Source organism: Hyphomonas sediminis (genome assembly GCF_019679475.1).
Classification (GTDB): Bacteria; Pseudomonadota; Alphaproteobacteria; order Caulobacterales; family Hyphomonadaceae; genus Hyphomonas; species Hyphomonas sediminis.
Window position 1 is genome coordinate 2,176,702 of sequence record NZ_JAIEZP010000001.1, and the last position, 21,958, is coordinate 2,198,659.

Sequence of the window (21,958 nt, forward strand, 5' to 3'; positions counted from 1 at the left end):
ACGCTGCCCGGTTCAATCTGTCAGGCGGTGGAAATGATCCGGTTGGCCTGGCCGGCCGTAGAGATGGTCGAACAGCCAGAAGGTTCAACTAACATGACCCTTAAGCGTCTCGGAATGTCCTCAATCGTCCTCGTTTTTACACTGTTTGGTACAGCGCAGGCCGACAATGCCCCGGTTCTGCCTCCGCAGGGCATCAGCAATGCCTGGCAACCCAAAGCCGGCGACGAGATCCGCTTTGATGTCCTGCGCAAGGGCAACCCCTTCGGCACCCACTCCGTAAGTTTTGAAGTCGGCCCCGGCAACGCCTTGATTGCAAAGACAAATGTCAGCCTGAAGGCCGGCCTCGGCCCACTCACGGTCTTCCGATACAATCTTACCGCCCGAGAAACCTGGCGCGATGGCCAGCTCATCGCCGTCTCTGGCGAGGTCAATGACGACGGCAAGAAGGAATCGATGGCCGCGACCCTCGAAAACGGCCGCCTCAAAGTCCAGGGCAGTGGCTTTGACGGGAGCGCACCTGCTGATGCAATTCCCGGCAGCAACTGGAACATCGCCCAGATCCGTACCGATGAATGGCTCTCCACAGAAAATGGTGAGATTCTGGATGTCAGCGTCACCAAACTGGGCCGCGAAACGATCGAAGCGGCTGGCCAGTCGATTGAGGCTGAACGCTATCGCGTCGTTTCCGATCTAACGGCCGACATTTGGTATGACAAACGGGGCCGCTGGGTGAAGCTCGCCTTCGAGGCGCGCGGACAGCAGATCGAGTACGTCCTCGCCTCGCTGTATTAAGCGCTACACTTCGCGCTGGTCCCGATGCCCCGAATCCGCTGGCGGCAAGTTTGCCACCTTTAGGTGCCATTTTCGTGCCTGGCAGCGCTCGCGAGGCGAATTTTCTGGCAGTCTGCAGCATTCCGTCAGGCCGGATTTGTCCGCAAGGCCATGAATTCCACCATTGCATGGGCAGATAGATGAAATTTCATCGATCTAGGTCGGATGGGATAAACTCGTTTGCGATAACAATGTTCAGTAGAAATTCGGGACGCTTTTAACGTGTGGGAGATGGGCGCATGCCAGAACGCCAGGATGGCTCGGCAACGCTATGGTCGTTGGGTGCCCTGCTGCAGGGGGTTGATGTGCCTGAAAAGCACGTCAAAGGCCTACGCGCGCAGCAGATGAATTCGATGAGCCGGATCACCGGAGTGATCCTGCTTTCCAATGTTCTCAACATCATCGCCATCCTCGGCATTTTCCTGAATTATGGTCCGACATACTTTCTCTATGCGTGGGCTGTTTGCGGGCTGATCATCAATGTTGGCGCCGGGATCAAACACCAGCGCTTCCAGCAGATTGATCCCGAGCGCCGCAATAACCGCCGTGCCATCCGCGATTATATCCGTGTCGCCATCTCCAACGGAATACTCTGGGGCTTGGCGCCCATCGTAGTTATGGGAGCGGCTGACGTTCAGGGGCAGATGGTCATGGGGATCATCACCGCGGGGATGATGTTTTCGGGCGGCTTCCTGCTCTCGCGCATTCCGCTGGCGGCAGTCTACTACATTGTCCCTCTGGGGCTCGGTCTCGCAACGGCGCTGCTCATGCAGTCGGGGACCACGAACGTCATTCTTTCCATCTTGATGGTTTATTACCTGATCGTCCTGTTGGTTGCTGTCGCCTGGACCAACCGTCAGTTTGTCGACCAGTTCCTTGGGCGCGCTGCCATTCAGGAACAGTCCCAGCTGATTGGCCTGTTGCTGCGAGACTTTGAGGAAAGCACATCCGACGCCTTGTGGCAGACCGATGCGGCTGGGCGCCTTCAGGAAGTTCCGCTCGTCGGCGAGGCAAATGAACCAGCCTGGACAACTGTCGAGGCCCTTCGGCGCGGCGCGATGTTCGCAGAGACATTCCGGCCTGGCGAGTGGCGTGATCAACTCGAAGCCGCAATGAACAGTGGCATGCCATTCCGCGACCTGATTGTGCCCCTCAAGGGCGGTGAGGAGGTCTGCTGGTGGTCGATTACGGGAAAACCAGTCATCGAAGACGGCCAGTTTCTGGGCTTCCGCGGGGTCGCAACGGATGTAACTCAGTCCAAGGAAATTGAAGACCGGGTCGCGCATATGGCGCACTTCGATGGCCTGACCGGCCTGCCCAATCGCGTTACCATGCAGGACAAACTCGATAAGCTCCTGCGCCGCGCACCTGCCGATCATTCCGTCCGTGCACTGCTGATGATGGACCTGGATAGCTTCAAATGGGTCAACGATACGCTGGGCCATCCTGCGGGCGATGAGCTGCTTCGCCAGGTCGCCGTGCGCATTCAATCCCTGTCCGGGCCGAATGATTTTGTGGCCCGCCTGGGCGGTGACGAATTTGCAATGATTGTGGAACGGAGCGGGCTGGGCGAGCTTGAATTGTTCCTTGATCAGTTCGCGGCCGAAATGGCGGAACTCTACGACATTTGGGGCTCTACCGCGAACTCGTCTGCTTCTATCGGTGTGCGCTTGTTCGATACCGCAACTCTGGACAGCCGCACGATGTTTCGGCATGCCGACCTTGCGCTGTACCAGGCAAAGCATCTGGGCAAGGCGAAATGGTGCATGTTCGAAGTGGAGCTGGAGCAGCGTGCGCAGGCCCGTCTTGATATCCAGCGGGATTTGCAGCGCGCGATCGAGCAGAACGAGCTGCGCATCCATTTTCAACCGATCGTCAGCGCCGCGACGCAGGAAACGGTTGCCTGCGAAACGCTTTTGCGGTGGCAGCATCCAGACCGCGGCCTGGTCTTTCCCGGTGAGTTCATCGAACACGCTGAGGAAAACGGGCTGATCACCCGAATGGGGGAATGGGTTATTCGTGCGGCGCTGGCAGAGGCGACGCGCTTGCCGGAGCACATCCGCATCTGCGTGAACATTTCGCCGCTGCAGGTGCACTCGGCTTCGCTGGTGTCCACCATTGTAAGCGCCATCGCCGCCAACAAGATCGCCCCCAACCGGCTTGAGCTTGAAATCACCGAAACGGCGCTGATGAGCAATACGGAGTTCACAATCCGCCGTCTTCACCAGTTGAAGGCTCTCGGCGTGCGCATTGCCTTGGATGACTTCGGAACGGGCTATTCGTCACTGAACTATCTGCGGTCATTCCCGTTCGACCGGATCAAGATCGACCGCATGTTTGTGTCGGATATCGAGTCCCGTGCCGACAGCCAGGCAATCACGCTGGCGACTGTGAATCTCGCCAGGTCTCTTGGAATGCAGTGTACGGCTGAAGGCGTTGAAACGACCTATCAAGCGGATTACCTGCGCAAGGCGGGCTGTGAGGAGCTGCAGGGCTTCTTCATCAGCCGTGCGCAGCCGCTGGACCAGCTCAGCCACCTGATCCAGTTGCGCAAGCCGGTGACTGTTCCGCATCTTCACATCGTGGAGACGCCGGCCCGCAGCCGGGCCGTCTAAGCTTCTCGTCTTGGGAGTCGATGTTGAACTCATGCCGGGGCGTTGCCCCGGTGGGCTCATTCATCCGTGGTTTTCGGATCTTCGGCGGGCTTCGTCGTCTGTTTTCGGCCGAACAGGTTTCCGATTGCGTCTCGGGCAGCTTTCTCTGCGGCATCTTCGATCTGCTCCTCAGTGGTCGGAGCAGGCTTTTGCGTCTCGGGTGTTGTCGTCTCGGTGTCCGTCGATGTCCCCGTGCCGGTTCCTGTCGCGGGTTGCTGAGTCTGCGTGCCCGTCTGTGTGCCAGTCTGGGTTCCAGTTGGCGTTCCGAGGATGTTGCCGATCACCGAGCCGGCCACATCGCCCGCGCGGTCATTGAGTTCCTGTTGCAGCCTGCCTTTCAGCTCAGCTTGCAGGGCGGATTGCACGCCGGAGAAGTCTGGTGTCACCTTGAGCGAGTCCCAGCCACCGGAAAGGCGGACGGGAACGGGAATGCCATTGAGCTGAACGACAGCGCCCTGGCCCTGGCCAGACTTGTCGATTGCCGTCGCAAGACGAACGTCTAGCGATTGTCCGCCAATGTCGATCTTGCCGCTGCCATCGATCCCCAGCACCGGATTGAGAAGTTTGAGAATATCGACTGTTGCCACGCCATTCTGTACGCTGAGCACTGTGTTGAAGGTGGTGAATTCGGTTTCAGCTGCAGGCGACAGCACGCCGCGGAAATCGAGATTGTTCAGGCTGCCGGTTTGGAAAGCCGTCTGGAGGGACTGGGCGCTGCGCACCAGTTGGGTGACGTTGAGGCCCTTGAGGGCGCCATCATTGAGGTTGGTCGACAGCTCACCATTCAGGCCGCGCATGATTTCGTCGATGGACGTTCCCTTCGCTGTGGCGTCGACCTTGAAGCCGCCCGTACCGGTCAGCCGGTCAAAGCCGGCCAGCGTGCCCAGGAGACTGGAGATGGCAACGCTATCGCCTTCCATCGAGAAACCAACCGAAGGCACTTGGTTGGATGCGTCCACCAGCATCTGGCCCGTCCAGTCGCCGCCGAAGGCTTTGAACTTCGAGAGATCTGCCGTGAGCTTGCCGGAGTTCAACTTCGCATTCAGCGCAGCATCCGTCAGCACAACGCTGCCAAGGGTCAGCTTGGTCGTCTTGATATTGAGATCAGCGTCGGCGGCTTGCAGGCCTGCCAGGTCGAGCTTGTCCTTGCTCCAAGCTTCCATTGGCTGTTGTTTCTTCGCCGTCTGATCCGTTGGTGCGAGGAACGGTGAGAGGTCCAGCGCGCCCATGTCCAGATTACCCGTCAGGCGCGGACGATCGCCGGAGAGATTGATGCCTGCTGTACCCTTTGCCGTGATGTCGTCGAGCTTGAGGTCGAGATTTGACAGGGAGATGTTGGAGAAGGTGCCGCTGGCTTGCCCTTTCGCGCTGAAGGTCTGCAGCGTTGCGCCCGGCTCCATTTCAACATTGGCCGCCGCAAGAAGCTCGCGCAGTTTGTCGCTTCCGGCCGAAAGGGCGCCTTTGATGCTGCCATCGCCGCCCAGACCGACATCGCCGTTGAACGAGGAAGTGAGCAGGCTGCTTTGCTGATTGAAGTCGAGACCGGAAAGCACGAGCGCATCCACCGGGCCGGTAATCGCGGATGTGAGGTTGATCTTACCCAATGCTGATTGCGCCGGCAGCTCCAGTTCAAGCTGGCGCGCCAGTTCGCCCGCGTCGGGTGAGCGCAACTCGACTGTGCCCTTCAGTGAGGGCATTTCGCCCAGCTGAATCGTGCCGGCATAGTTGGCAGTTACAAGATCAGCTTTCACGCCGAGCTTTTCGAAGCTGAGGTCGGGCTGAGTCAGCGCGCCGCTGATCTTGCCCTTGATGTCGGCCCCGCCAAGGGGTGTCAGGTTCAGCGGCATGTCGACGGCGGCAAACCGCGCGAGCGCCGCGAGGCTGGGGGCGTCCAGGCTGAGGTTGCCGTTGATCGTTGGCTCAGCGCTGAGATTGAGCTGACCAGCGAAGCTGGTTTTCATGAGATCTGAAGTCTGGGTCAGCTTTTCGATGTCTACCAGCAGGAGGTCAGCCGGTCCTTTGACTGTGCCCTCAAGGTTGAGCTTTCCCAGCTTGGAAAGGTCGAACGGGACTTCGGCGCCGGTCAGGGCTGCCAGAGTGGGCAGGGCATCGGAAGAGGCACGGAACTCGCCCTCAATAACAGGAACGGCGCCGAGCTGGATCGAGCCGGCATAGTGAACTTTGACGAATGGCGTTTCCAGATCGGTCTTGATCGTTGCCGGCTGCTCCTTGAGGAGCGCGTCGATCGTGTCGAAGCTCGAATTGATCTCGAAGGGCTGGGCCTGGAAAATGCCTTTGGCTTTCAGGCGGAACGGGTCAGACGTTGACGCCATCGATGCCAGAAGGTCCAGCTCCCGCAGCTCGTAATAGGTGCCGGCTTCTGCGTCACGGAAGGTGAGCGTCGCGTTTTCCAGGCGGGCCTGTTCGACCCCGCCATTGAAGCCTTTTTGCTCGCCCGCCGGGCGGGTAGGCGCAGGCTGGGCGGGCTCGGCGGATGCAAAGACCCAGTTTGTGCGCCCGTCTGCCAGCTTCTGAAGCGAAACATTGGCGTCAACGAAGGCCAGTTCCTTCACTTCCACTCGGCCAGAGATCAACGGCAGCAGCTTCACTGAGCCGCGCAACTGGCCAGCCTCAACCATGTTCGGTCCGTCAAAGCCTTCGCCTTCCGGGTTGGCCACGGTGACGCCGTCCACACTGGCGGAGATTGTCGGGAAAATGCCGACGTTCACATTTCCGGTAAGCGTAATCTGGCGCTGCAGCGCCTGTGTGGCCGCGCGCTCGATCTGTGTCCGATACACTTCTTTGGGAATGAGGAAGGGGACAACAATCAGCCCGACGATGAGAAGGGCGACGACACCCCCGGCAATGAGGCCAGCGCGTTTCATGTTCATAGTGTCGATTCCCGGCTTTTCAGGGCAGTTTAGTATCAGATGGGTTCAGAATGTGTCGTGTGAATGGCAGAGCGATCACAAAAGGATGGGAAACCCTGGCAAAACGGGGCAACGCAAAGGCCTGTGAATTGCGTGAAGAAGTGTGCTTGACCGGCCCGCCATGCTTGATTAGAGAGGCGCTTCGCTCCTGAAGGGGCGCCAGAAAAATGCGCGGGTGTAGCTCAGTCGGTTAGAGTGCCGGCCTGTCACGCCGGAGGTCGCGGGTTCGAGCCCCGTCACTCGCGCCATAAATTGAATGAATACAAGGTAGTATAGCGTTAATCGACTGCCTGTCAAATGCCCCGGACTATCCCGCTCTTACGGTTTTAAGATCCTCCAGTATGCGGGGCCTCTCCGGACGCGCAGCGGTGACCAGGGTGCCCAGCGCAAGCCTTTAACAACGGGCATTCGTTATTAAAGGTTCGCTTGCTCTCGGTTTTTCTGGTCTCGGGTTCTGAGGTCTGTCGTCAGAGCCTTTTCAGTCCAGCTTCAGGAAGTACCGGGTGGATTTGAGTTCCCCCTGCCGAACGAGCGCGCCTTTGGCGACCATGTCTGTAAGGTCGCGCGTCGCGGTTGCGGTCGGGGCGCCTGTGATCGTCTTGTAGTTCTTCGCGCTGAGGCCGCCCTTGAAGCCGTCTATGCCTTCGGCGAACATGCGCAGCAAGGCTTTCTCCTGCCGCGGGTTCAGCTGCCCTGCAAGCCGGTCGAAGAGGTGGGTCTTGGCCAGCATGAATTCGACCTGCCTCAGGCTTCGGTCCTGCGCCTCAAGCGCGATATCCGCAAACCAGCTCAGCCAGCGGTCGGCGTTCACGGTTGCACTGGCGAGCTCCAGTTCGCGGTAATAGTCCTTGCGGTGGCGCAGCAGGGCGCCGGCCAGCGACATGAAGACGGGCCGCTGCCTTCCTTGCGCGAGCGCTTTTTCCGAGATGGCGCGTCCGATGCGGCCATTGCCGTCTTCATACGGATGGATGCACTCGAACCAGAGATGTGCAAGTCCGGCCCGCTCGATCGGAAGCAGCGGTGCCTCGCCGGTTGGCGCGGTCTTGTTGAACCAGGCGATGAACGCCGACATATGGCCGGGAACGGAGCTTGAAGGCGGCGCCTCATAGAGAACCTTTGGCGCGGAGGGTAGCGGCTCATGCGTTCGGTCAGAGACGATATGAGCACTTCGCTGCGCAAGTAGCGAGACGATTGGTGCGCGCCTGAAAGCGGCCGGGAGGGATGCAAGTCCCAGGAGGTTAAGTGTCTGCAGTGGTTCACTCGATATCAATCAGTTTAAAGCGTTCTAGTGTGATATGCATCTCAGCGGCGGCCGATCAGACATGCTAGACTGACGCTTTCAGGATCGGTGGTCGGGCTTCGGTGTAAGAATCCAACGGCGTTTCTATAACGACAAAAACGTCTCTGCCGAGATAAGGCGCCTTCAAGATTCATTCTCGCGAAGCGACACCATTGCGTGGGTATGAGGTACAGGATCGTTCAGCGCGAGCGCTCGCGATTGTGGTAGCAAAGAAGAGCCTTGAATATTAATTAGTACAAGCGTACGAAAAATGGAGTAGTTTGTTAAATTTGGGTTGGGGCCTGCCGCGCGCCCCCGAAAGATTGTCAATGAAGCGCATTGCCATCGTCGCCGCCGTTCTGGTTGCTGCCCTCAGCTTGGGCCGTTTCGTCGTGTGGCCGCGTTTGGACCCGGCGGATTCCAGAGCCGACAGCGCACTGGTGCTGTATGGCAATGTCGATATTCGGCAGGTAGAGCTTGCTTTCCGGGTCTCCGGTCGCCTCGAGACCATGAACTTCGAGGAAGGGGACGCGGTCTCGGCTGGCGAGGTGATCGCAGTCCTGGACATCGCGCCTCTGCGTGACGGACTCGTTCAGGCTGAGGCCGAAGCGTCGGTGCGACGGGCAGAGCTTGCGCGACTCGAGGCCGGGAGCCGGTCCCAGGAAATTGAGCGGGCCCGGGCCCGGGTGGAAGAACTGGAAGCGAATGTCCTGCTGGCGCAACAGACGTTCGACCGGCAGTCGAAATTACGCGACAGCGGGTATGTGTCCCAGCAAGCCTATGACACGGCGCTCGCCGCGTTGGATGCAGCCCAGAAGCGCCTTGTCGCAGGCAAGAAGGACCTCACCCTTGTGCAGCTCGGACCGCGATCCGAAGAGATTACGGGGAGCGCGGCGGGTGTTGAAGCGGCTGAGGCGGCGGTTGCTCAAGCGCGGATGAGGCTTGGCGACGCAAGTCTTGTCGCACCTTCAGACGGGGTTCTGCTGGCGCGCGTGCGGGAACCCGGTTCTATCGTCGCCGCAGGCGTGCCGGTTGCTACTTTGGCTTTGACCAGCCCGGTCTGGGTGCGCGCTTATGTCGATGAGTCCGACCTTGGCTTCGTCGTACCTGGCAAGGCAGCTGAAGTGTTCACCGACAGCGCACCTGGCAGGCCCTATGAGGGGCAAGTCGGCTTTGTCTCTCCTGTTGCCGAATTCACTCCCCGGACGGTCCAGACCCCTGATCTGCGTACTGATCTTGTGTATCAGGTTCGGATCATTGTCGACGCACCCGACAGCGGCCTCCGGCAAGGCATGCCCGTAACCGTCAAGCTGCGCCGCCCGGCGGTGGCAGATTGACCGCGCAGATGAGCTATGGAGCTCTCATGTCTGGCCCGCCACCCTTCGTTCAGATCAACAAGGTCACGAAGCGGTTTACTGCGAATGGTCCGGCAGCACTTGATAATATCTCCGGTACCATAGCGACTGGCAAGATTACCGGGCTGGTCGGCCCGGACGGCGCAGGTAAGACAACGCTCATCCGGTTGCTGACGGGCCTCAGCCGGCCTAGCGAAGGCGAGGTGCTCATAGGGGGCGCACGCGCGCACACGGCGCAGCGCACCTTGCACGAGATGCTCGGCTATATGCCCCAACGCTTCGGCCTCTACGAAGATCTGAGCGTCCAGGAAAATCTTGAACTGTTTGCTGATCTTAAAGGACTTTCAGGTGATGAGCGGGAGGACGCCTTCCGTCACCTGTTGAAGTTCACGGACCTTGCGCGGTTCACCGAACGTCTGGCCGGAGCCCTGTCTGGCGGCATGAAGCAGAAACTCGGTCTTGCCTGCGCCTTGCTGACGAGGCCGCGCCTGCTGCTCCTCGATGAGCCATCGGTGGGCGTTGACCCGATCTCGCGCAGGGAACTGTGGTCGATGGTAGGCGAGCTCGTCGACGATAGCATGGCGGTGGTCTGGGCAACCGCCTATCTGGACGAAGCGGAAAAATGCGATGATGTTCTTCTGCTTAGCGGGGGCAGGCTCCTCCATGCAGGTCCTCCCGGTGACCTGACAGCGACAATGGCCGGCCGCGTCTTCCTGGCGCGTGTTCCGCAAGAGACCCGCCGTGCTGCCATCGCACCGCTGCTTCGCGATGCATCTGTGGCCGATGCAATCCTGCACGGCGACGCCATACGCTTTCTGATCCGCGAAGGGGCCGATCTTGATCACGTCAGGACCCTGGTGAATGCAGAGAGCGTTCCTGCCACGCCCCGCTTCGAGGACGCGTTTGTCGACCGGTTGGGCGGCGGTCCGGACGGGCGGTCGCCGCTGGCCGAAGCAATGATTGCGCATCCGGATAAGGGTGACGCGGTTATCGAAGCGCGCGGCCTCACCAAGCGCTACGGGACCTTCACGGCAGCCTCCGATATCACGTTCACTCAGAAGCGTGGCGAAATCCTCGGGCTGCTTGGCCCCAACGGGGCGGGCAAGTCGACAACCTTCAAGATGCTGTGCGGCCTGACTGAGCCGAGCGAAGGCGAGGGCCGTGTTGCCGGATTCGACTTGCGAACGGCCGCGGCCGATGCACGCGGGCGGCTGGGCTATATGGCGCAGAAATTCTCGCTCTACGGAGATATTTCCGTGGCACAGAATCTCTCTTTCTTCGCTGGTGTCTACGGTCTTGGCCGCGCGCGGGCGCGCGAGCGGATCGAAGCGATGCTGCAGGCCTTTGATCTGACGGGTCATCGCAACACCGCTGCTGCGCGCCTGCCGCTCGGATTCAAGCAACGTCTCGCGCTCGCCGCTGCACTCTTGCATGAGCCGGAGGTCCTTTTCCTTGATGAGCCGACGTCGGGTGTTGATCCGATCACGCGGAGAGAGTTCTGGTCGCACATCAATGCGTTGACGGCGAAGAATGTTGCCGTGCTCGTCACCACCCACTTCATGGAAGAGGCCGAGTATTGCGACCGGATCAACCTGATCTATCGCGGCAGGACAATCGCAGAGGGCACCCCCGAGGCGTTGAAGGCGAGCTGTGCCCATCCAAACGGCTCGAGTGTGACCATGGAAGAAGCATTCATCGAGCTCGTTGCGCGATCTGAAAAACAAGAGGCCGCCTGATGCATCTGTCGCGGCTTCCTGCTCCTGTGCGTCGAACCTTCTCGCTTGCGCGAAAGGAAACATTCCAGATTTTTCGTGACCCTTCTTCGATCCTGATCGCGTTCGTGCTACCGCTTATCCTTCTCCTTCTGTTCGGGTTCGGAATATCGCTCGATGCCAATTCGATCCGGGTTGGCATCGTGGTACAGGACGCACGCACCGATGCGCGCAGTCTTGTCCAGGCATTTGAAGGTTCCGACTATTTCGAAACCGTCACGGCCTTCGACCAGGCGGCGCTTGAGCCGGGCCTTGTATCCGGTCAGCTGCGCGGCCTCGTCATCATTCCGCCGGACTTCACCGAACGCCTGCGCAGGCGCGACCCGGCCCCCATCGAGATCCTGACCGACGGCTCGCAGCCCAATACCGCTCAGTTCGTCGCGAACTATGCCCAGGGAGTCTACAGCGTGTGGCAGGCACGCCGGCTCGCAGACGCGGCCTCGCCAGTCCCGGCGGCGATAACCCCGCAACCCCGCTTCTGGTTCAATGCCGAACTGACCAGTCGCTACAATCTCGTGCCGGGGTCCACGGCAGTTGTGATGACCATCATCGGCACATTGTTGACGGCGCTGGTGATCGCCCGCGAATGGGAGCGCGGCACCATGGAAGCGGTCCTTGCCACACCGGTGAGCCGGGTAGAATTATTGGTGTCAAAGATCTTGCCTTATTTTCTGCTGGGCATGAGCTCTCTGGTGCTGTGCACCCTGGCGGCGGTATTCGTTTTTGATGTCCCGTTCCGAGGCTCGGTCTTTGCGCTTGCAGCGGTTGCCGCAGCTTTCCTGGTGCCCGCCCTTGGTCAGGGATTGCTGATCTCCGCGGCGACCAAGAACCAGTTTGTTGCGGCTCAGTTGGCGCTTTTCACAGGCTTCCTGCCGGCAACGTTGCTATCGGGGTTTATCTTCGAAATCAGCGCGATGCCGCTGCCGATCCGCACGGTCACCACCTTTATCCCCGCGCGTTATTTCGTGAGCAGTTTGCAGACACTGTTTCTGGCAGGGGATGTCTGGTCGGTTCTATGGCCAGCGATCCTGAAGATGCTGGCCGTCGGCACCTTTTTCCTGATGCTGACATGGCTGGCTACGCCGAAGCGGATCGCCTGAAATGTGGCGGCGCTTGCTTGCTCTGATCATCAAGGAGATGCTCGCCATTTGGCGTGATCCCAAGGGGCGCGCGGTGATCCTTGTGCCCCCCCTTCTTCAACTCGTCATCTTCGCCTTCGCCATGACGATGGAGGTGCGCAATGTCGATATTGCCGTCCTCAATCTCGACCACGGAACGAGCGGCCGGGAAATCGTGGCAGGCTTTGAAGGCGCTTCCGCGTTCGATGAGATCATACAGCTGCAGTCCGTCAGCCAGATCCGGGAGACCATCGACAGCCAGCGTGTCATTGCGGTGGTTCATATCGGGCAGGACTTCTCCCGCCGGATCGAAGCGGGTCAGCCGGCAGATGTCCAGATCATCCTTGACGGTCGCAAGTCGAACGCGTCTCAGATCGTCAACTCGTACCTGTCGGCCATCATCGCGCGTGTGTCGGCAGCGGCATATTCAGGCGGCGCGCCGCCGGAGGCCGTCCGGGTCCGGCATTGGTTCAACCCAAATCTTGAATATGCCTGGTTCACCCTGCCGGGACTGGTCGCAACCATCACCCTACTGACCACGATCATCGTGACGGCCCTGTCGGTTGCCCGCGAGCGCGAACTTGGTACATTCGATCAGCTGCTCGTCTCACCACTCAGGCCGATGGAGATCGTCATCGGGAAGTCAGCACCTGGTCTGATCTTCGGCTACCTGCATGGCACCTTCTTTGTTCTCGTGGCCGTACTTGGTTTCAAGATTCCCTTTGCTGGGTCGCTGCTCGCGCTCTACGGATCGATGTTTTTCTATCTGCTGGCGGTGATCGGGATCGGTCTCTTTATTTCCGTGATCTCAGATACCCAGCAACAGGCGATACTCGGTGCCTTTGTTTTCGCCTCGCCTGCGGTGCTTCTGTCTGGCTTCATGTCACCGGTTGAGAACATGCCAGGCTGGATGCAACTGGCGACGCAGATCAATCCGCTCCGGCACTTCCTCGTCATAACTCAAGGCGTGTTTCTGAAGGATCTGCCACTGTCCGAGGTTGCGCGCAGTACAGCACCGCTCATCGGGATCGCAATGGTGACGCTGCCGGCCTCTGCCTGGTTACTCAGAAAGAAGACATCATAGATGGCAAAGCGCAGTGATCCTCGAAGCGTTGAAACGCGCGAACGGCTCGTCGAGGCCGCTATCGAACTGTTCGGCGTTGTGGGATTCGACGGAACATCCACCCGGGCGATCGCCGGCATGGCAGGCGTGTCCCTTGCCGCGATACCGTATCATTTCGCGACCAAGGAGAACCTCTATCTCGCAGCTGCGTCCTCGATTGCAGAGCAGGTATCGCAAAGGCTTGAGCCAGCGCTGAGCCGACTTGAAGACGAATTGCTCAACCGCGCCCTGAGCCGCAAGCAGGCGATTGAGCTGCTGGAGACGGCTTTTGGCCCTTTTGTGATGATGCTGGCAAGCAGTGACAGCGAAAAATGGGCCCGGTTCATGCTTCGTGAACAGGCCACTCCCACAGAAGCTTTTGAAATACTCTATGCCAGCAATGTTGGCCGCTTCTTCCGTGCCATCATCCATCTTACAGCAATCGCAAGTGGCGACGTGCCGGGGTCCCGGGCATCCCGTGTTCGGGGGTTGACGCTTCTCGGTCAGGCGCTCGCTTTCCGCGCCGCCCGGGCGTTGTCTTTGAGAACTCTGGAGCGCGAGGATCTGGGGCCTGAGGAAATCGTGTCCATCACTTCTTTAATTCGCGAAAATATACGCCTGTTGCAGCATCTTTAGCGGGGTATTGGCACAGACCTTCCGATGGGGTCAGTCTGACCCGATGCTGCCGACAGTCCAGATGGTTTCCTGTTCCAGTGCTCTTCAGCCGCCGTCAAACAGGATGGTCATGAGCAAGGATGAGTCCTGAATCCCCCGCAACGCGTGGTGCTCTTCGTGGTCCAGATACACCCAGTGCCCAGGCAGCAGGTCAATCGTTCTGTCGGCGAGACCCAATTGCACGTGCCCCTCGATGCAGTGGAACATGATCTGGCCAGTGACTTTGTGGGATGGGATTTCGGTTCCGGACAGTACAATAAGTCGAACCGCTTCAAAGCTCTTTGTACGGACGATCGCGCTTGTCTTTTCAGTACTTACACGGGAGCCGAGGGGGTGAAGATCTACGCGCTCGCCCGATGCTGCATGCTTGAGTGCCATTGCCTTGTTTCCAATTCCATTCGCCTGCCCTGATTGATGAATTAGCGCTTTTCCTGCGCGCGTGTCGAAATAATCCGGTGTCACCTCTCCCGCCATGCAGGGAGGCGATGCGTAGCGTGGTCCCGGGTCTTTGGGATCGTTCAATGGCGGACTCCGTCAGGTATCGGTATGGTTGACCTGGTCAAATTGCGGGAAAAGCACCTCATTTTCCAGACGAATATGCGAAGTCAGGTCCGTAATGAACTCCGCGAGACCGGCATACAGCCGGGTCCAGGTTCCGCATGCGCCCTCGGGCAGTTCCAGATTATACGTGAGCTGCGCGATGGCCGCGATTGCCTGTCCGTGATCATCATGGTCGGCACGCATGACGGCGATGGGGTGGGCGAGCCCGGGGGTGCCGCCCGCCCGGATTGCTGGAAAGAGGATCAACTCCTCCTTCTTCATGTGTACTTCCAGCTCACCGATCATTTGTCGCAGGAGTTCGTGGAGCCCCTTCGGCGCACGCTCATGCCCTGCATGCACGCGCTCGACCTTTGCGGCAAGTTCGGCAAGGACTGGCAGCTGCTCACGGTGCGTCTGATGATAGCGCGTCTCAATATATCGGGTCAGGTCCGAGGCGTTCTGAATCGGTGCGGCATCTGTCATGGGGGTGTCCTTTGGGCTCCGCCATCCGAAAGCGGCTTGGGAACTGTTTGCGATTCTTCAACGGCGCTTAAAAGTGAACGTGCAATGCGTTCTGCCCGCGTGATCAGATGCGCGGCGCCCGCAGCCGAACATGTCTCTTGCGCAGTTTCCTTGAACAGAGCGAGCCATCGCTCGAAATGCAGGGCACCGACCGCAAGCTTCGTGTGTGCTTCCTGCGGGCGACCATGATAGCGCCCCGTCATCAACGCCACTGAAGACCAGAAAGTGATCATACGTTCCAGATGTGGTGTCCAGTCGGTGATGTGCGCATCAAAAATGGGGCCAAGAACAGCATCGGATCGGACCTTGGCGTAGAAGGCCTGCACCATTTCCCGAAGCAGGGACTCATCAAGGCCTGTGGCCGTCACGATGACGGCTGTCATCTCTGGCCTGGCCGAAGCAATCTGAGCGGTTGGACGGGCAGTGTTCATGGCGGACGCATTCTATCGGACTTGCAAGACAGCGTAGGGCTGTTAATAGGTATTGTAAATACCGATTAAGTGACAGGTGTCACCACATGCGTCTGACTGCTTTTACCGACTACGGCTTGCGAATGCTGATGCGCATGGCGAGTGCGCCGGACCGTGCTTTTTCGACGGCAGAGCTCGCAGAGGAGTTCGGCCTGTCGCGCAACCATTTGGCCAAGATCATGCAGCGCCTCGCTGGAGCCGGGCTGATCCAGACCCGGCGTGGTGGGGGGGGCGGCGCTGAGCTCGCGCGGCCGGCCAACGAGATCAGGCTGGGAACCATTATCCGGTTGCTTGAAGAGGGACAGCCGCTTGTGGAATGCCTGAGCGCCGATGGGGGCGCTTGTACCCTCACCCCTCGTTGCAGACTCAAGGCCCGGCTGCGATCTGCCGAAATCGCATTTCTTTCCGAGCTAGACCAATCCACGCTCGCCGACATCGCGCTTGAACCGGTTGCGTAAGATGAACGCCGAGACCTTTATGATCTGCAGAACCATCGAACCGCTGAATTGAAACCGCAAGCATGACTGGACCTTCCTATGACCTCCTGGCTCCCGACCCTTAAGACCTCGACCCCCGAAGAAGGCTATGCCCTTGCAGTCAAGATGGCGCGTGTCGCCATCAAGATGACGCAGCCAGACGATGAGATCCGCGGCAGACTGCGACCTGGTTACGCCGAAAGCGCCGATGCGCTGATTGCATCCAGCCAGGTCGTGGCAACGCATTTCGCCACTGTGGCTGCAGCGAATGGCTATTGGAATGAGGGGGTATGACGACCGCTGGACCTGGGGTTGGAAACCCTGACCGAGGCGGACCTAATGGCTGAAATCTTCCGCGTTGTTCTGGCGACCGGCCTGACGCTTTTCGCGCGACAGCACAATCGTCTTACGAAGCAAAGCAGAGACGGACAATGACACCGAACGGTCGAGGGTGATTTTACATTTCCATGGCCGGGCCCGGCGCGTCGTCATCAAATCCAAAGGCAACGTGCTCAGACAGCTGCACCATCCGGAGAGGCGAAGGTAGGCTTTCCGAAAAGGAACTGTTCGGTGAATTGCTGAAGAAATGGCCACCGCATTACTCGGTTTCCGGCGCCTGAAAAGTCGCTGAGACCGGTCACCAGGCAGATCTTGTGCGCGCCTTGAGCATTTCATCCTTCGCGAGCTGACGCTCGCTGATTCAGATCAGAGTGCTCCATCTATAGAGCAGCTGAACTGAGACATACAGAATCAGAATAGCGGTCATTATACGGATTAAACTGGGCTTTATATGATGGCCGGCCAGCCAGGATCCGATCTGTCCACCCGCCAGCACAACGATCGGTAGCAACCAGTAGGGCAGGGCGAGCGACATCAGGTCCAGGTCCTGGAGTTTGAACGCCTGGCCCAGAAGGCCCGACAAGGAATTGACCAGAATGAACAGGCTGCAGGCGGCGGCGATCTGCTTTGCGTTTCCCCAGCGCATTAAATAAAGGACCGGGGCAAGGAAAATCCCTCCGCCTATGCCTACCAATCCTGAGAGGATGCCGATCGATCCGCCGATTGCAGCTGACAGCACCGGAGGGATCGGGCGGAGCTGCGAGACGGTCTCTGACTCAACGGTGGCGCGTTGAAGGGCAAGATGTACCCCTGAAATCAGGAGCGCTCCTCCCAGCAGTCCAACGAAGGTTGTTTCACTGATGGGCAAGCGGCCACCGATCCATGCCGCCGGCACAGATGTGATAAGGAAGGGCAAGAGGCGACGGGTGGAAAGATCTCTCGTCCGCGAAAACCGCCAGACACCGCCGGTAACCACGATGACATTGCAGATGAGCGCGATGGCAGGAACGATACGGTAGTCAGCGCCGCTGAGCACCAGCAACGCGTTGTAAGTTGAGCCCCCGCCAAAGCCGACGCTGGCATAAAGGACGGCGGTTATGAAGAATGCCGCAGTCAGCAGTGATGGCACCAATGCGCTTTCTCCTCGGGCCTTGGATCTTGTCAGTAGCGGCTCAGTCGGCGCAGACCCATTACAATCATCTGCCCGAGACCGGTAAAATAGCATTCTGCCGGATGATCAATGTCATGCGGGATCGCCCTGATTTGCCTTAATAATATTCCCGGGATGCCGGATCAGGACGGGCGCAAGGTGAGTGGATGGGAAGAGTTTCTGGGCGCAGCGCTGGTCTTTCTTGTCAGTCACGCCTTGCCAGCCCGGCCAGGTATTCGCATCCGGCTGGTCTCCCTGCTGGGCCGCTGGGCCTATCTGGCGCTTTACAGCGCGGTGTCCCTTGCGCTGTTCGCCTGGCTCATTATCGCAGCCGGCAGGGCGCCCTATGTCTGGCTCTGGTTCTGGGGCCCGCACGGCCTCTGGCTTGCCAATGGCCTTATGGCCTTGGCCCTCCTCCTGGTGATCGGAGGGACAGCCATTGCCAATCCTTTCAGTCTCGGCGGCCTCGCGGAAAGGGCCTACAATCCGGCCCGTCCCGGTATTCTTGCGGTAACCCGGCATCCCTTGCTCTGGGCGATGGTGCTTTGGTCTTTGGCGCACCTTATTGCAAATGGCGACCTCGCGCACGTGCTGCTGTTTGGGTCTCTGGGAGTGTTTTCAGTCGTGGGAATTCTCGCCATGGAAACCCGGAGCAGAAAGCGGAGCGGCGCGCAGTGGTCCCAAATGATCCTCGGAACCAGCCTTGTTCCATTTGCCGCGCTCCTGAGAGGCAAAGCCAGATGGATAGAGCTCCTTCAGTTGAGGATGCTGCTCTTGCCGGTCGTCTGGGGCGGACTCATTCTCCTGCATCGGCCTGTGGTCGGTGTCTCACCACTACCCCCGGTTTGAAGCAAGCCAGCCAATGCCAGTAAAAGGAATTGTTCGTATGCAGATAGGATTTCACGGGCGTATCGCGGCTCCGTTCAGCGGCGCCGTGAATGTCGAGGTGTCCATGAACGGCCTTGCTGTTTCCGGACTGAGGGCCCTGCTTGCCAGCCAATACAATGTGGACGCCATCCTTCACCGGTCTGTGCGGGCTGCCGTCAACGATGAGATTGTCCCGGAAGACTACGTCATCCGGCCTGGTGATACTGTCGAGTTCATGAGCCCGGTCTCGGGGGGGTGAGCTGACCCCGTGTTTGACATTACACTTGCCCGAGCCTTGCATGTCGGCGCCGTCGTCCACTGGATCGGCGGCGTTTGCTTCGTAACACTCGTCCTGCTTCCTGGTGTCCGCAGCCTGACTGAGCCAGCCGAGCGGGCGCGCATCTTTGCAGCGATCGAAAGTGCGTTTTCCTGGCAGGCAAAGATCTCGGTTACTGTTGCCGGTCTGACGGGCTTCTACATTACCTACCGTCTTGCCGCCTGGGGCCGGTTTCTGGATCCCGGCTTCTGGTGGATGCATGCCATGGTAGCGATCTGGCTGGTGTTCACCATCGTGCTGTTCGTTCTCGAGCCGCTCTATCTGGACCGCTGGTTTTCGCGGCAGATGCACGCACAACCCGCAAGAACGATGGCGATCGTCCAGCGCGGACATCTGGTATTGATGACCCTGTCGCTGATAACTGTCCTGGCAGCGGTCCTCGGATCCCATGGCGCATTCTATTGATAATGAGGGGTCCCCGATGACGGACGAAAAATGCGACAAAGGCGTGCATGCCGAGCTTGCAAACACGGTCATTGACGCCGCCGCGAGACTGGATGACCTCCGGCTTCGCGCACCCGGTCATGGCGCCGTCGTTTCCTTTCAGGGGACAGTGCGGCCGGTCACCAAGCAGGGAGAACCGCTGGAGAAGCTGATTCTCGATCACCATCCCCGGATGACGCTTGTTTCCTTGCAACGGATCGCTGAGGCGGGGATTAGGCGGTTCGATGTCAGTGCCGTGTCCGTGGTGCACCGCTGCGGGGCCATGGTTCCGGGCGAGGTTATCGTCTTTGTCGGCGTGACGGGCGACCATCGCCGGGAAGCGTTTCTGGCTGCCGATTATCTTATGGACAGGCTCAAGACAGAAGCCGTCTTCTGGAAGCGCGAACTCGGACCGTTTGGCGAGCGCTGGATAGAGCCTACAGATCGAGACAGAATGGACTTGGAGAGATGGAATGAAAAAAATGCCGGGCATTGACGAGAGCCTTGCCTTTTACCCGCTGAACATCGCTGTACTGACGGTATCCGATACCCGAAATACCGAAACAGATACTTCTGGCGGCCTGCTCATCGAGCGGGCCCAGGCGGCGGGTCATAATGTGGTCGAGCGCGCCATCGTCAGGGATGAGGTGGCGGATATCCGTACAGTTGTCTCGCGATGGATCGCCGAACCGGGGATCGACGTGGTGCTGACGACGGGTGGAACAGGATTCTCTCCTCGCGATGTGACCCCTGAAGCCGTCAAACCGCTGTTCCGGCGTGAGATGGATGGCTTTTCCGTCGTCTTTCACCAGGTGAGCCTTGGTACGGTGGGCGTTTCCACGCTGCAGTCCCGTGCTTTCGCGGGGCAAGCGGGCGAGACATTCATATTCTGTGTTCCAGGTTCAACCGGCGCCTGCCGGGACGCATGGGACCATGTGTTCGCCCTGGAGTTCGATAGCAGGTTCCGGCCGTGCTCCCTGGTCGGTCAGATTGAACGCTATCGGGGAATCTGTCCGTGACGAAGCTGACCCACCTCGATTCTGATGGCCGCGTTCATATGGTGGATGTGAGCGAGAAGGCCGCAAGTGTGCGCCGCGCGGTGGCGAGCGGGCGCGTGCGATGCCTGCCCGAAACGCTAGCCGCGGTGCGCGAGGCGCGCACGCCCAAGGGGGCGGTTATCACGACGGCAGAGCTTGCCGGCATCATGGCGGCCAAGCGAACCCATGAATTGATCCCGCTCTGCCACCCGCTGATGCTCAGCAAGGTGGCCGTTACGATAGAGATGGATGACGCCCTGCCGGGCTTCAGAATTTCCGCCGAAGTGCGACTGACCGGCCAGACCGGCATTGAGATGGAAGCGCTGACCGCCGCGAGTGTCGCCGCGCTCACGCTCTATGACATGCTTAAAGCTGTCGACAAGGGTATTATCATTGAAGCGATCCGCCTTGAAGAGAAGAGCGGCGGCAAGTCCGGCGACTGGCGGGCGGAGACCGAAGCGCCATGATTTCCTTCAATGAGGCACTCTCCCGCGTGATCGGCGTCGCGCTGCCATTGGGTTCTGAAAGCGTGTCCTTCGAAGCCGCATCGGGTCGAGTGCTTTCCGAAGCGGTCACGGCGCGGTTTGCCATGCCGCGTACTGATGTCTCGGCCATGGATGGATATGCCGTGCGTGAGGCCGATCTCAAGGATATTCCATTCAGCCTGATTATTGCCGGGGAGGCGGCTGCCGGCACGCTGCCAGGCCAGCGGTTGCCGGAGCGCACGGCATTTCGCATCTTTACAGGCGCGCCGGTTCCCGACGGCGCAGACCGCGTGATCGTTCAGGAAAACGCCGAACGCGCGGGCGATCGGGTCACCTTTCTTCGCCCACATGGACCTGGCCGCAATATTCGGGCCGCAGGATCGGATTTCGCAGCGGGTGACCTGCTTGTGCCTGCCGGGATTCGCCTTGACTGGAGGGCTCTGACCACCGCTGCGGCCGCAGACCAGGGCAGGATCTCTGTCTGGCGCCAACCGTGTGTGGTGATCCTGGCCACGGGTGATGAGTTGGCCGCGCCGGGGCAGGCAATGGAAAGGCCCGGCGCCATCCCGGAAAGCGTCTCGCCTGGCATCGCCGCATTCGTTACCGCACATGGTGGCTGTCTGTTGCGGTCCGAGCGCCTGCCGGATGTGCCCGAACTGCTTGGTGCGGCGGCTGCGCGCGCGCTGCAGGAGGCTGATCTGATCATCATGATTGGGGGCGCGTCAGTCGGTGACCGTGATTACTCGCGTTCGGTGTTTGGTGAAGCGCCTGATTATGTTTTCCCAAAAGTAGCCATCAAGCCCGGCAAGCCCGTCTGGCTGGCGCGGATTGGTACCCGCCTCGTTCTTGGCCTTCCGGGCAATCCAACGTCTGCTCTGGTCACTGCCCGGCTGCTGCTGGCGCCCCTCCTGACCGGGATGAGTGGCGGCGATGCGGCCACTGCCGTCGTGTTCGAGCAGGGCTGTTGCGCTGATCCGCTTCCTGCTTGCGGTGACCGGGAAACCTTCCTCCGGGCCCGGATGACGGAACGCGGGCTTGTTCTGGCAGACTCGCAGGATTCAGGGAGCCAGCGGTCACTTGCGGCGTCAGATGCACTGATACGCCGTTTGCCTGGCGCACCGGCTGAACCGGCGGGCGCACCTGTTTCCTATATCCGCTTCTGAGACTTCAGGCTCATCCGACAGGAGACATAGATGACTGAAAACGAAAAAATCATCCGGGAATTCATAGCCGCCTGGTCGCGTCTGGGCGTCGATGAAATTGTCAGCTATTTCGCCGAGGACGGCGTTTACCACAACATGCCCTTCAGGCCGGTGACAGGTCATGGTCCCCTGAAAGCATTTGTCGGCAATTTCCTGAAGGACTGGACAGAGACGAACTGGGAGATCCTGACTCTGGTCAGCTCGGGCGATATTGTTGTAGCCGAGCGCCTCGACCGCACGAGACTGGGAACGCAGGCTGTCGATCTTCCCTGTTGCGGCGTGTTTGTCATGGAAGGCGGGAAGATCAAAGTCTGGCGGGACTATTTCGATATGGCGACTTACACGCGCGGTATATCCGGCGAGGCATGAGAGACTGGCCGTGATTGATCCTTGT

The 21,958-nt window shown here is 59.6% G+C and carries 23 protein-coding genes and 1 tRNA gene; 18 read left to right on the forward strand and 6 right to left on the reverse strand.

Going from position 1 to position 21,958, the window contains the following annotated elements; translation table 11 throughout:
• Window positions 1-93 precede the first annotated feature (93 nt).
• Both K1X12_RS10875 and K1X12_RS10880 read left to right on the forward strand, forming a co-directional pair.
• A complete protein-coding gene (locus tag K1X12_RS10875) occupies window positions 94-792 on the forward strand; it encodes a DUF6134 family protein (protein ID WP_220987615.1) in 699 nt (232 codons plus the stop codon).
• Between the two features lie 278 nt (window positions 793-1,070).
• Window positions 1,071-3,446: a putative bifunctional diguanylate cyclase/phosphodiesterase gene (locus K1X12_RS10880; RefSeq protein ID WP_220987616.1), complete on the forward strand. Its 2,376-nt coding sequence runs from the start codon at window positions 1,071-1,073 to the stop codon at window positions 3,444-3,446.
• Between the two features lie 56 nt (window positions 3,447-3,502).
• On the opposite strand, the gene K1X12_RS10885 is transcribed toward K1X12_RS10880, so the two are convergent.
• On the reverse strand, window positions 3,503-6,376 hold the full coding sequence (locus K1X12_RS10885; protein WP_220987617.1) for an AsmA family protein: 2,874 nt from the start codon (window positions 6,374-6,376) through the stop codon (window positions 3,503-3,505).
• Window positions 6,377-6,586: 210 nt separating this feature from the next.
• Here K1X12_RS10885 and K1X12_RS10890 point away from each other — a divergent pair.
• Window positions 6,587-6,663, forward strand: a tRNA-Asp gene (locus tag K1X12_RS10890).
• Window positions 6,664-6,893: 230 nt separating this feature from the next.
• Here K1X12_RS10890 and K1X12_RS10895 read toward each other — a convergent pair.
• Window positions 6,894-7,685, reverse strand: a complete 792-nt coding sequence (locus tag K1X12_RS10895; protein ID WP_220987618.1) for a Fic family protein — start codon at window positions 7,683-7,685, stop codon at window positions 6,894-6,896.
• 338 nt (window positions 7,686-8,023) lie between these two features.
• Here K1X12_RS10895 and hlyD point away from each other — a divergent pair, with 338 nt between their 5' ends.
• From hlyD to K1X12_RS10920, 5 genes are read left to right on the forward strand one after another with little or no spacing between them, the layout of a single operon-like run.
• Window positions 8,024-9,031 (forward strand): secretion protein HlyD, encoded by a 1,008-nt coding sequence (gene hlyD, locus K1X12_RS10900; protein ID WP_220987619.1) that lies wholly within the window; start codon window positions 8,024-8,026, stop codon window positions 9,029-9,031.
• A gap of 26 nt (window positions 9,032-9,057) precedes the next feature.
• Entirely contained in the window at window positions 9,058-10,785 is a 1,728-nt protein-coding gene (locus K1X12_RS10905) for an ATP-binding cassette domain-containing protein (protein ID WP_220987620.1), read from the forward strand.
• A 5-nt stretch (window positions 10,786-10,790) separates the two neighbouring features.
• Window positions 10,791-11,921: an ABC transporter permease gene (locus K1X12_RS10910; protein ID WP_439649735.1), complete on the forward strand. Its 1,131-nt coding sequence runs from the start codon at window positions 10,791-10,793 to the stop codon at window positions 11,919-11,921.
• Window position 11,922: 1 nt separating this feature from the next.
• A complete protein-coding gene (locus K1X12_RS10915) occupies window positions 11,923-13,023 on the forward strand; it encodes an ABC transporter permease (protein ID WP_220987622.1) in 1,101 nt (366 codons plus the stop codon).
• Window positions 13,024-13,677 carry a CerR family C-terminal domain-containing protein gene (locus tag K1X12_RS10920; RefSeq protein ID WP_220987623.1) on the forward strand — a complete coding sequence of 218 codons (654 nt, stop codon included), beginning with the start codon at window positions 13,024-13,026 and terminating at the stop codon, window positions 13,675-13,677. It begins immediately after the preceding gene.
• 84 nt (window positions 13,678-13,761) lie between these two features.
• On the opposite strand, the gene K1X12_RS10925 is transcribed toward K1X12_RS10920, so the two are convergent.
• From K1X12_RS10925 to K1X12_RS10935, 3 genes are read right to left on the reverse strand one after another with little or no spacing between them, the layout of a single operon-like run.
• Window positions 13,762-14,238 (reverse strand): cupin domain-containing protein, encoded by a 477-nt coding sequence (locus K1X12_RS10925; RefSeq protein ID WP_220987624.1) that lies wholly within the window; start codon window positions 14,236-14,238, stop codon window positions 13,762-13,764.
• Between the two features lie 12 nt (window positions 14,239-14,250).
• On the reverse strand, window positions 14,251-14,739 hold the full coding sequence (locus tag K1X12_RS10930) for a hemerythrin domain-containing protein (protein ID WP_220987625.1): 489 nt from the start codon (window positions 14,737-14,739) through the stop codon (window positions 14,251-14,253).
• The gene (locus K1X12_RS10935; RefSeq protein ID WP_225907948.1) at window positions 14,736-15,209 is read right to left on the reverse strand and encodes a group III truncated hemoglobin; all 474 of its coding nucleotides are present in this window, start codon (window positions 15,207-15,209) and stop codon (window positions 14,736-14,738) included. Before K1X12_RS10935 ends, K1X12_RS10930 begins: the two co-directional genes overlap by 4 nt.
• Window positions 15,210-15,295: 86 nt before the next feature.
• Between K1X12_RS10935 and K1X12_RS10940 the strand changes: the two genes are divergently transcribed.
• Window positions 15,296-15,706, forward strand: coding sequence for an Rrf2 family transcriptional regulator (locus K1X12_RS10940; protein ID WP_220987626.1), 411 nt, complete (start codon window positions 15,296-15,298; stop codon window positions 15,704-15,706).
• 78 nt (window positions 15,707-15,784) lie between these two features.
• Window positions 15,785-16,018: a hexameric tyrosine-coordinated heme protein gene (locus K1X12_RS10945; RefSeq protein WP_220987627.1), complete on the forward strand. Its 234-nt coding sequence runs from the start codon at window positions 15,785-15,787 to the stop codon at window positions 16,016-16,018.
• Between the two features lie 406 nt (window positions 16,019-16,424).
• Here K1X12_RS10945 and K1X12_RS10950 read toward each other — a convergent pair whose 3' ends face one another.
• A complete protein-coding gene (locus K1X12_RS10950) occupies window positions 16,425-17,192 on the reverse strand; it encodes a sulfite exporter TauE/SafE family protein (protein ID WP_369426103.1) in 768 nt (255 codons plus the stop codon).
• 156 nt (window positions 17,193-17,348) lie between these two features.
• Between K1X12_RS10950 and K1X12_RS10955 the strand changes: the two genes are divergently transcribed.
• Genes K1X12_RS10955 through K1X12_RS10990 form a run of 8 tightly spaced genes read left to right on the forward strand, consistent with a single transcriptional unit; the run spans window position 17,349 to window position 21,933 of the window.
• Window positions 17,349-18,062: an NnrU family protein gene (locus K1X12_RS10955; protein ID WP_220987629.1), complete on the forward strand. Its 714-nt coding sequence runs from the start codon at window positions 17,349-17,351 to the stop codon at window positions 18,060-18,062.
• A 37-nt stretch (window positions 18,063-18,099) separates the two neighbouring features.
• Window positions 18,100-18,339 carry a MoaD/ThiS family protein gene (locus tag K1X12_RS10960; RefSeq protein ID WP_220987630.1) on the forward strand — a complete coding sequence of 80 codons (240 nt, stop codon included), beginning with the start codon at window positions 18,100-18,102 and terminating at the stop codon, window positions 18,337-18,339.
• 9 nt (window positions 18,340-18,348) lie between these two features.
• The gene (locus K1X12_RS10965) at window positions 18,349-18,822 is read left to right on the forward strand and encodes a hypothetical protein (RefSeq protein ID WP_220987631.1); all 474 of its coding nucleotides are present in this window, start codon (window positions 18,349-18,351) and stop codon (window positions 18,820-18,822) included.
• A gap of 16 nt (window positions 18,823-18,838) precedes the next feature.
• Entirely contained in the window at window positions 18,839-19,336 is a 498-nt protein-coding gene (locus tag K1X12_RS10970) for a molybdenum cofactor biosynthesis protein MoaE (RefSeq protein WP_220987632.1), read from the forward strand.
• Window positions 19,323-19,859 carry a molybdenum cofactor biosynthesis protein B gene (moaB, locus tag K1X12_RS10975; protein ID WP_220988867.1) on the forward strand — a complete coding sequence of 179 codons (537 nt, stop codon included), beginning with the start codon at window positions 19,323-19,325 and terminating at the stop codon, window positions 19,857-19,859. The genes K1X12_RS10970 and moaB overlap by 14 nt, the downstream gene beginning before the upstream one ends.
• Entirely contained in the window at window positions 19,850-20,344 is a 495-nt protein-coding gene (gene moaC / locus K1X12_RS10980) for a cyclic pyranopterin monophosphate synthase MoaC (RefSeq protein ID WP_225908110.1), read from the forward strand. The genes moaB and moaC overlap by 10 nt, the downstream gene beginning before the upstream one ends.
• On the forward strand, window positions 20,341-21,525 hold the full coding sequence (locus K1X12_RS10985; protein WP_220987634.1) for a molybdopterin molybdotransferase MoeA: 1,185 nt from the start codon (window positions 20,341-20,343) through the stop codon (window positions 21,523-21,525). Before moaC ends, K1X12_RS10985 begins: the two co-directional genes overlap by 4 nt.
• A 30-nt stretch (window positions 21,526-21,555) precedes the next feature.
• The gene (locus K1X12_RS10990) at window positions 21,556-21,933 is read left to right on the forward strand and encodes a limonene-1,2-epoxide hydrolase family protein (RefSeq protein WP_220987635.1); all 378 of its coding nucleotides are present in this window, start codon (window positions 21,556-21,558) and stop codon (window positions 21,931-21,933) included.
• The last annotated feature ends 25 nt before the right edge of the window (window positions 21,934-21,958 follow it).

Bases quoted from the DNA above. Each gene is read 5' to 3' on its own strand.
- K1X12_RS10920 (WP_220987623.1), top strand. From the start codon at position 13,024: ATGGCAAAGCGCAGTGATCCTCGAAGCGTTGAAACGCGCGAACGGCTC.
- K1X12_RS10935 (WP_225907948.1), bottom strand. From the start codon at position 15,209: ATGAACACTGCCCGTCCAACCGCTCAGATTGCTTCGGCCAGGCCAGAG.
- K1X12_RS10905 (WP_220987620.1), top strand. From the start codon at position 9,058: ATGTCTGGCCCGCCACCCTTCGTTCAGATCAACAAGGTCACGAAGCGG.
- K1X12_RS10880 (WP_220987616.1), top strand. From the start codon at position 1,071: ATGCCAGAACGCCAGGATGGCTCGGCAACGCTATGGTCGTTGGGTGCC.
- K1X12_RS10985 (WP_220987634.1), top strand. From the start codon at position 20,341: ATGATTTCCTTCAATGAGGCACTCTCCCGCGTGATCGGCGTCGCGCTG.
- K1X12_RS10960 (WP_220987630.1), top strand. From the start codon at position 18,100: ATGCAGATAGGATTTCACGGGCGTATCGCGGCTCCGTTCAGCGGCGCC.
- K1X12_RS10885 (WP_220987617.1), bottom strand. From the start codon at position 6,376: ATGAACATGAAACGCGCTGGCCTCATTGCCGGGGGTGTCGTCGCCCTT.
- K1X12_RS10940 (WP_220987626.1), top strand. From the start codon at position 15,296: ATGCGTCTGACTGCTTTTACCGACTACGGCTTGCGAATGCTGATGCGC.
- K1X12_RS10945 (WP_220987627.1), top strand. From the start codon at position 15,785: ATGACCTCCTGGCTCCCGACCCTTAAGACCTCGACCCCCGAAGAAGGC.
- K1X12_RS10915 (WP_220987622.1), top strand. From the start codon at position 11,923: ATGTGGCGGCGCTTGCTTGCTCTGATCATCAAGGAGATGCTCGCCATT.
- K1X12_RS10875 (WP_220987615.1), top strand. From the start codon at position 94: ATGACCCTTAAGCGTCTCGGAATGTCCTCAATCGTCCTCGTTTTTACA.
- K1X12_RS10990 (WP_220987635.1), top strand. From the start codon at position 21,556: ATGACTGAAAACGAAAAAATCATCCGGGAATTCATAGCCGCCTGGTCG.
- K1X12_RS10955 (WP_220987629.1), top strand. From the start codon at position 17,349: ATGCCGGATCAGGACGGGCGCAAGGTGAGTGGATGGGAAGAGTTTCTG.
- K1X12_RS10930 (WP_220987625.1), bottom strand. From the start codon at position 14,739: ATGACAGATGCCGCACCGATTCAGAACGCCTCGGACCTGACCCGATAT.
- K1X12_RS10970 (WP_220987632.1), top strand. From the start codon at position 18,839: ATGACGGACGAAAAATGCGACAAAGGCGTGCATGCCGAGCTTGCAAAC.
- hlyD (WP_220987619.1), top strand. From the start codon at position 8,024: ATGAAGCGCATTGCCATCGTCGCCGCCGTTCTGGTTGCTGCCCTCAGC.
- moaB (WP_220988867.1), top strand. From the start codon at position 19,323: ATGCCGGGCATTGACGAGAGCCTTGCCTTTTACCCGCTGAACATCGCT.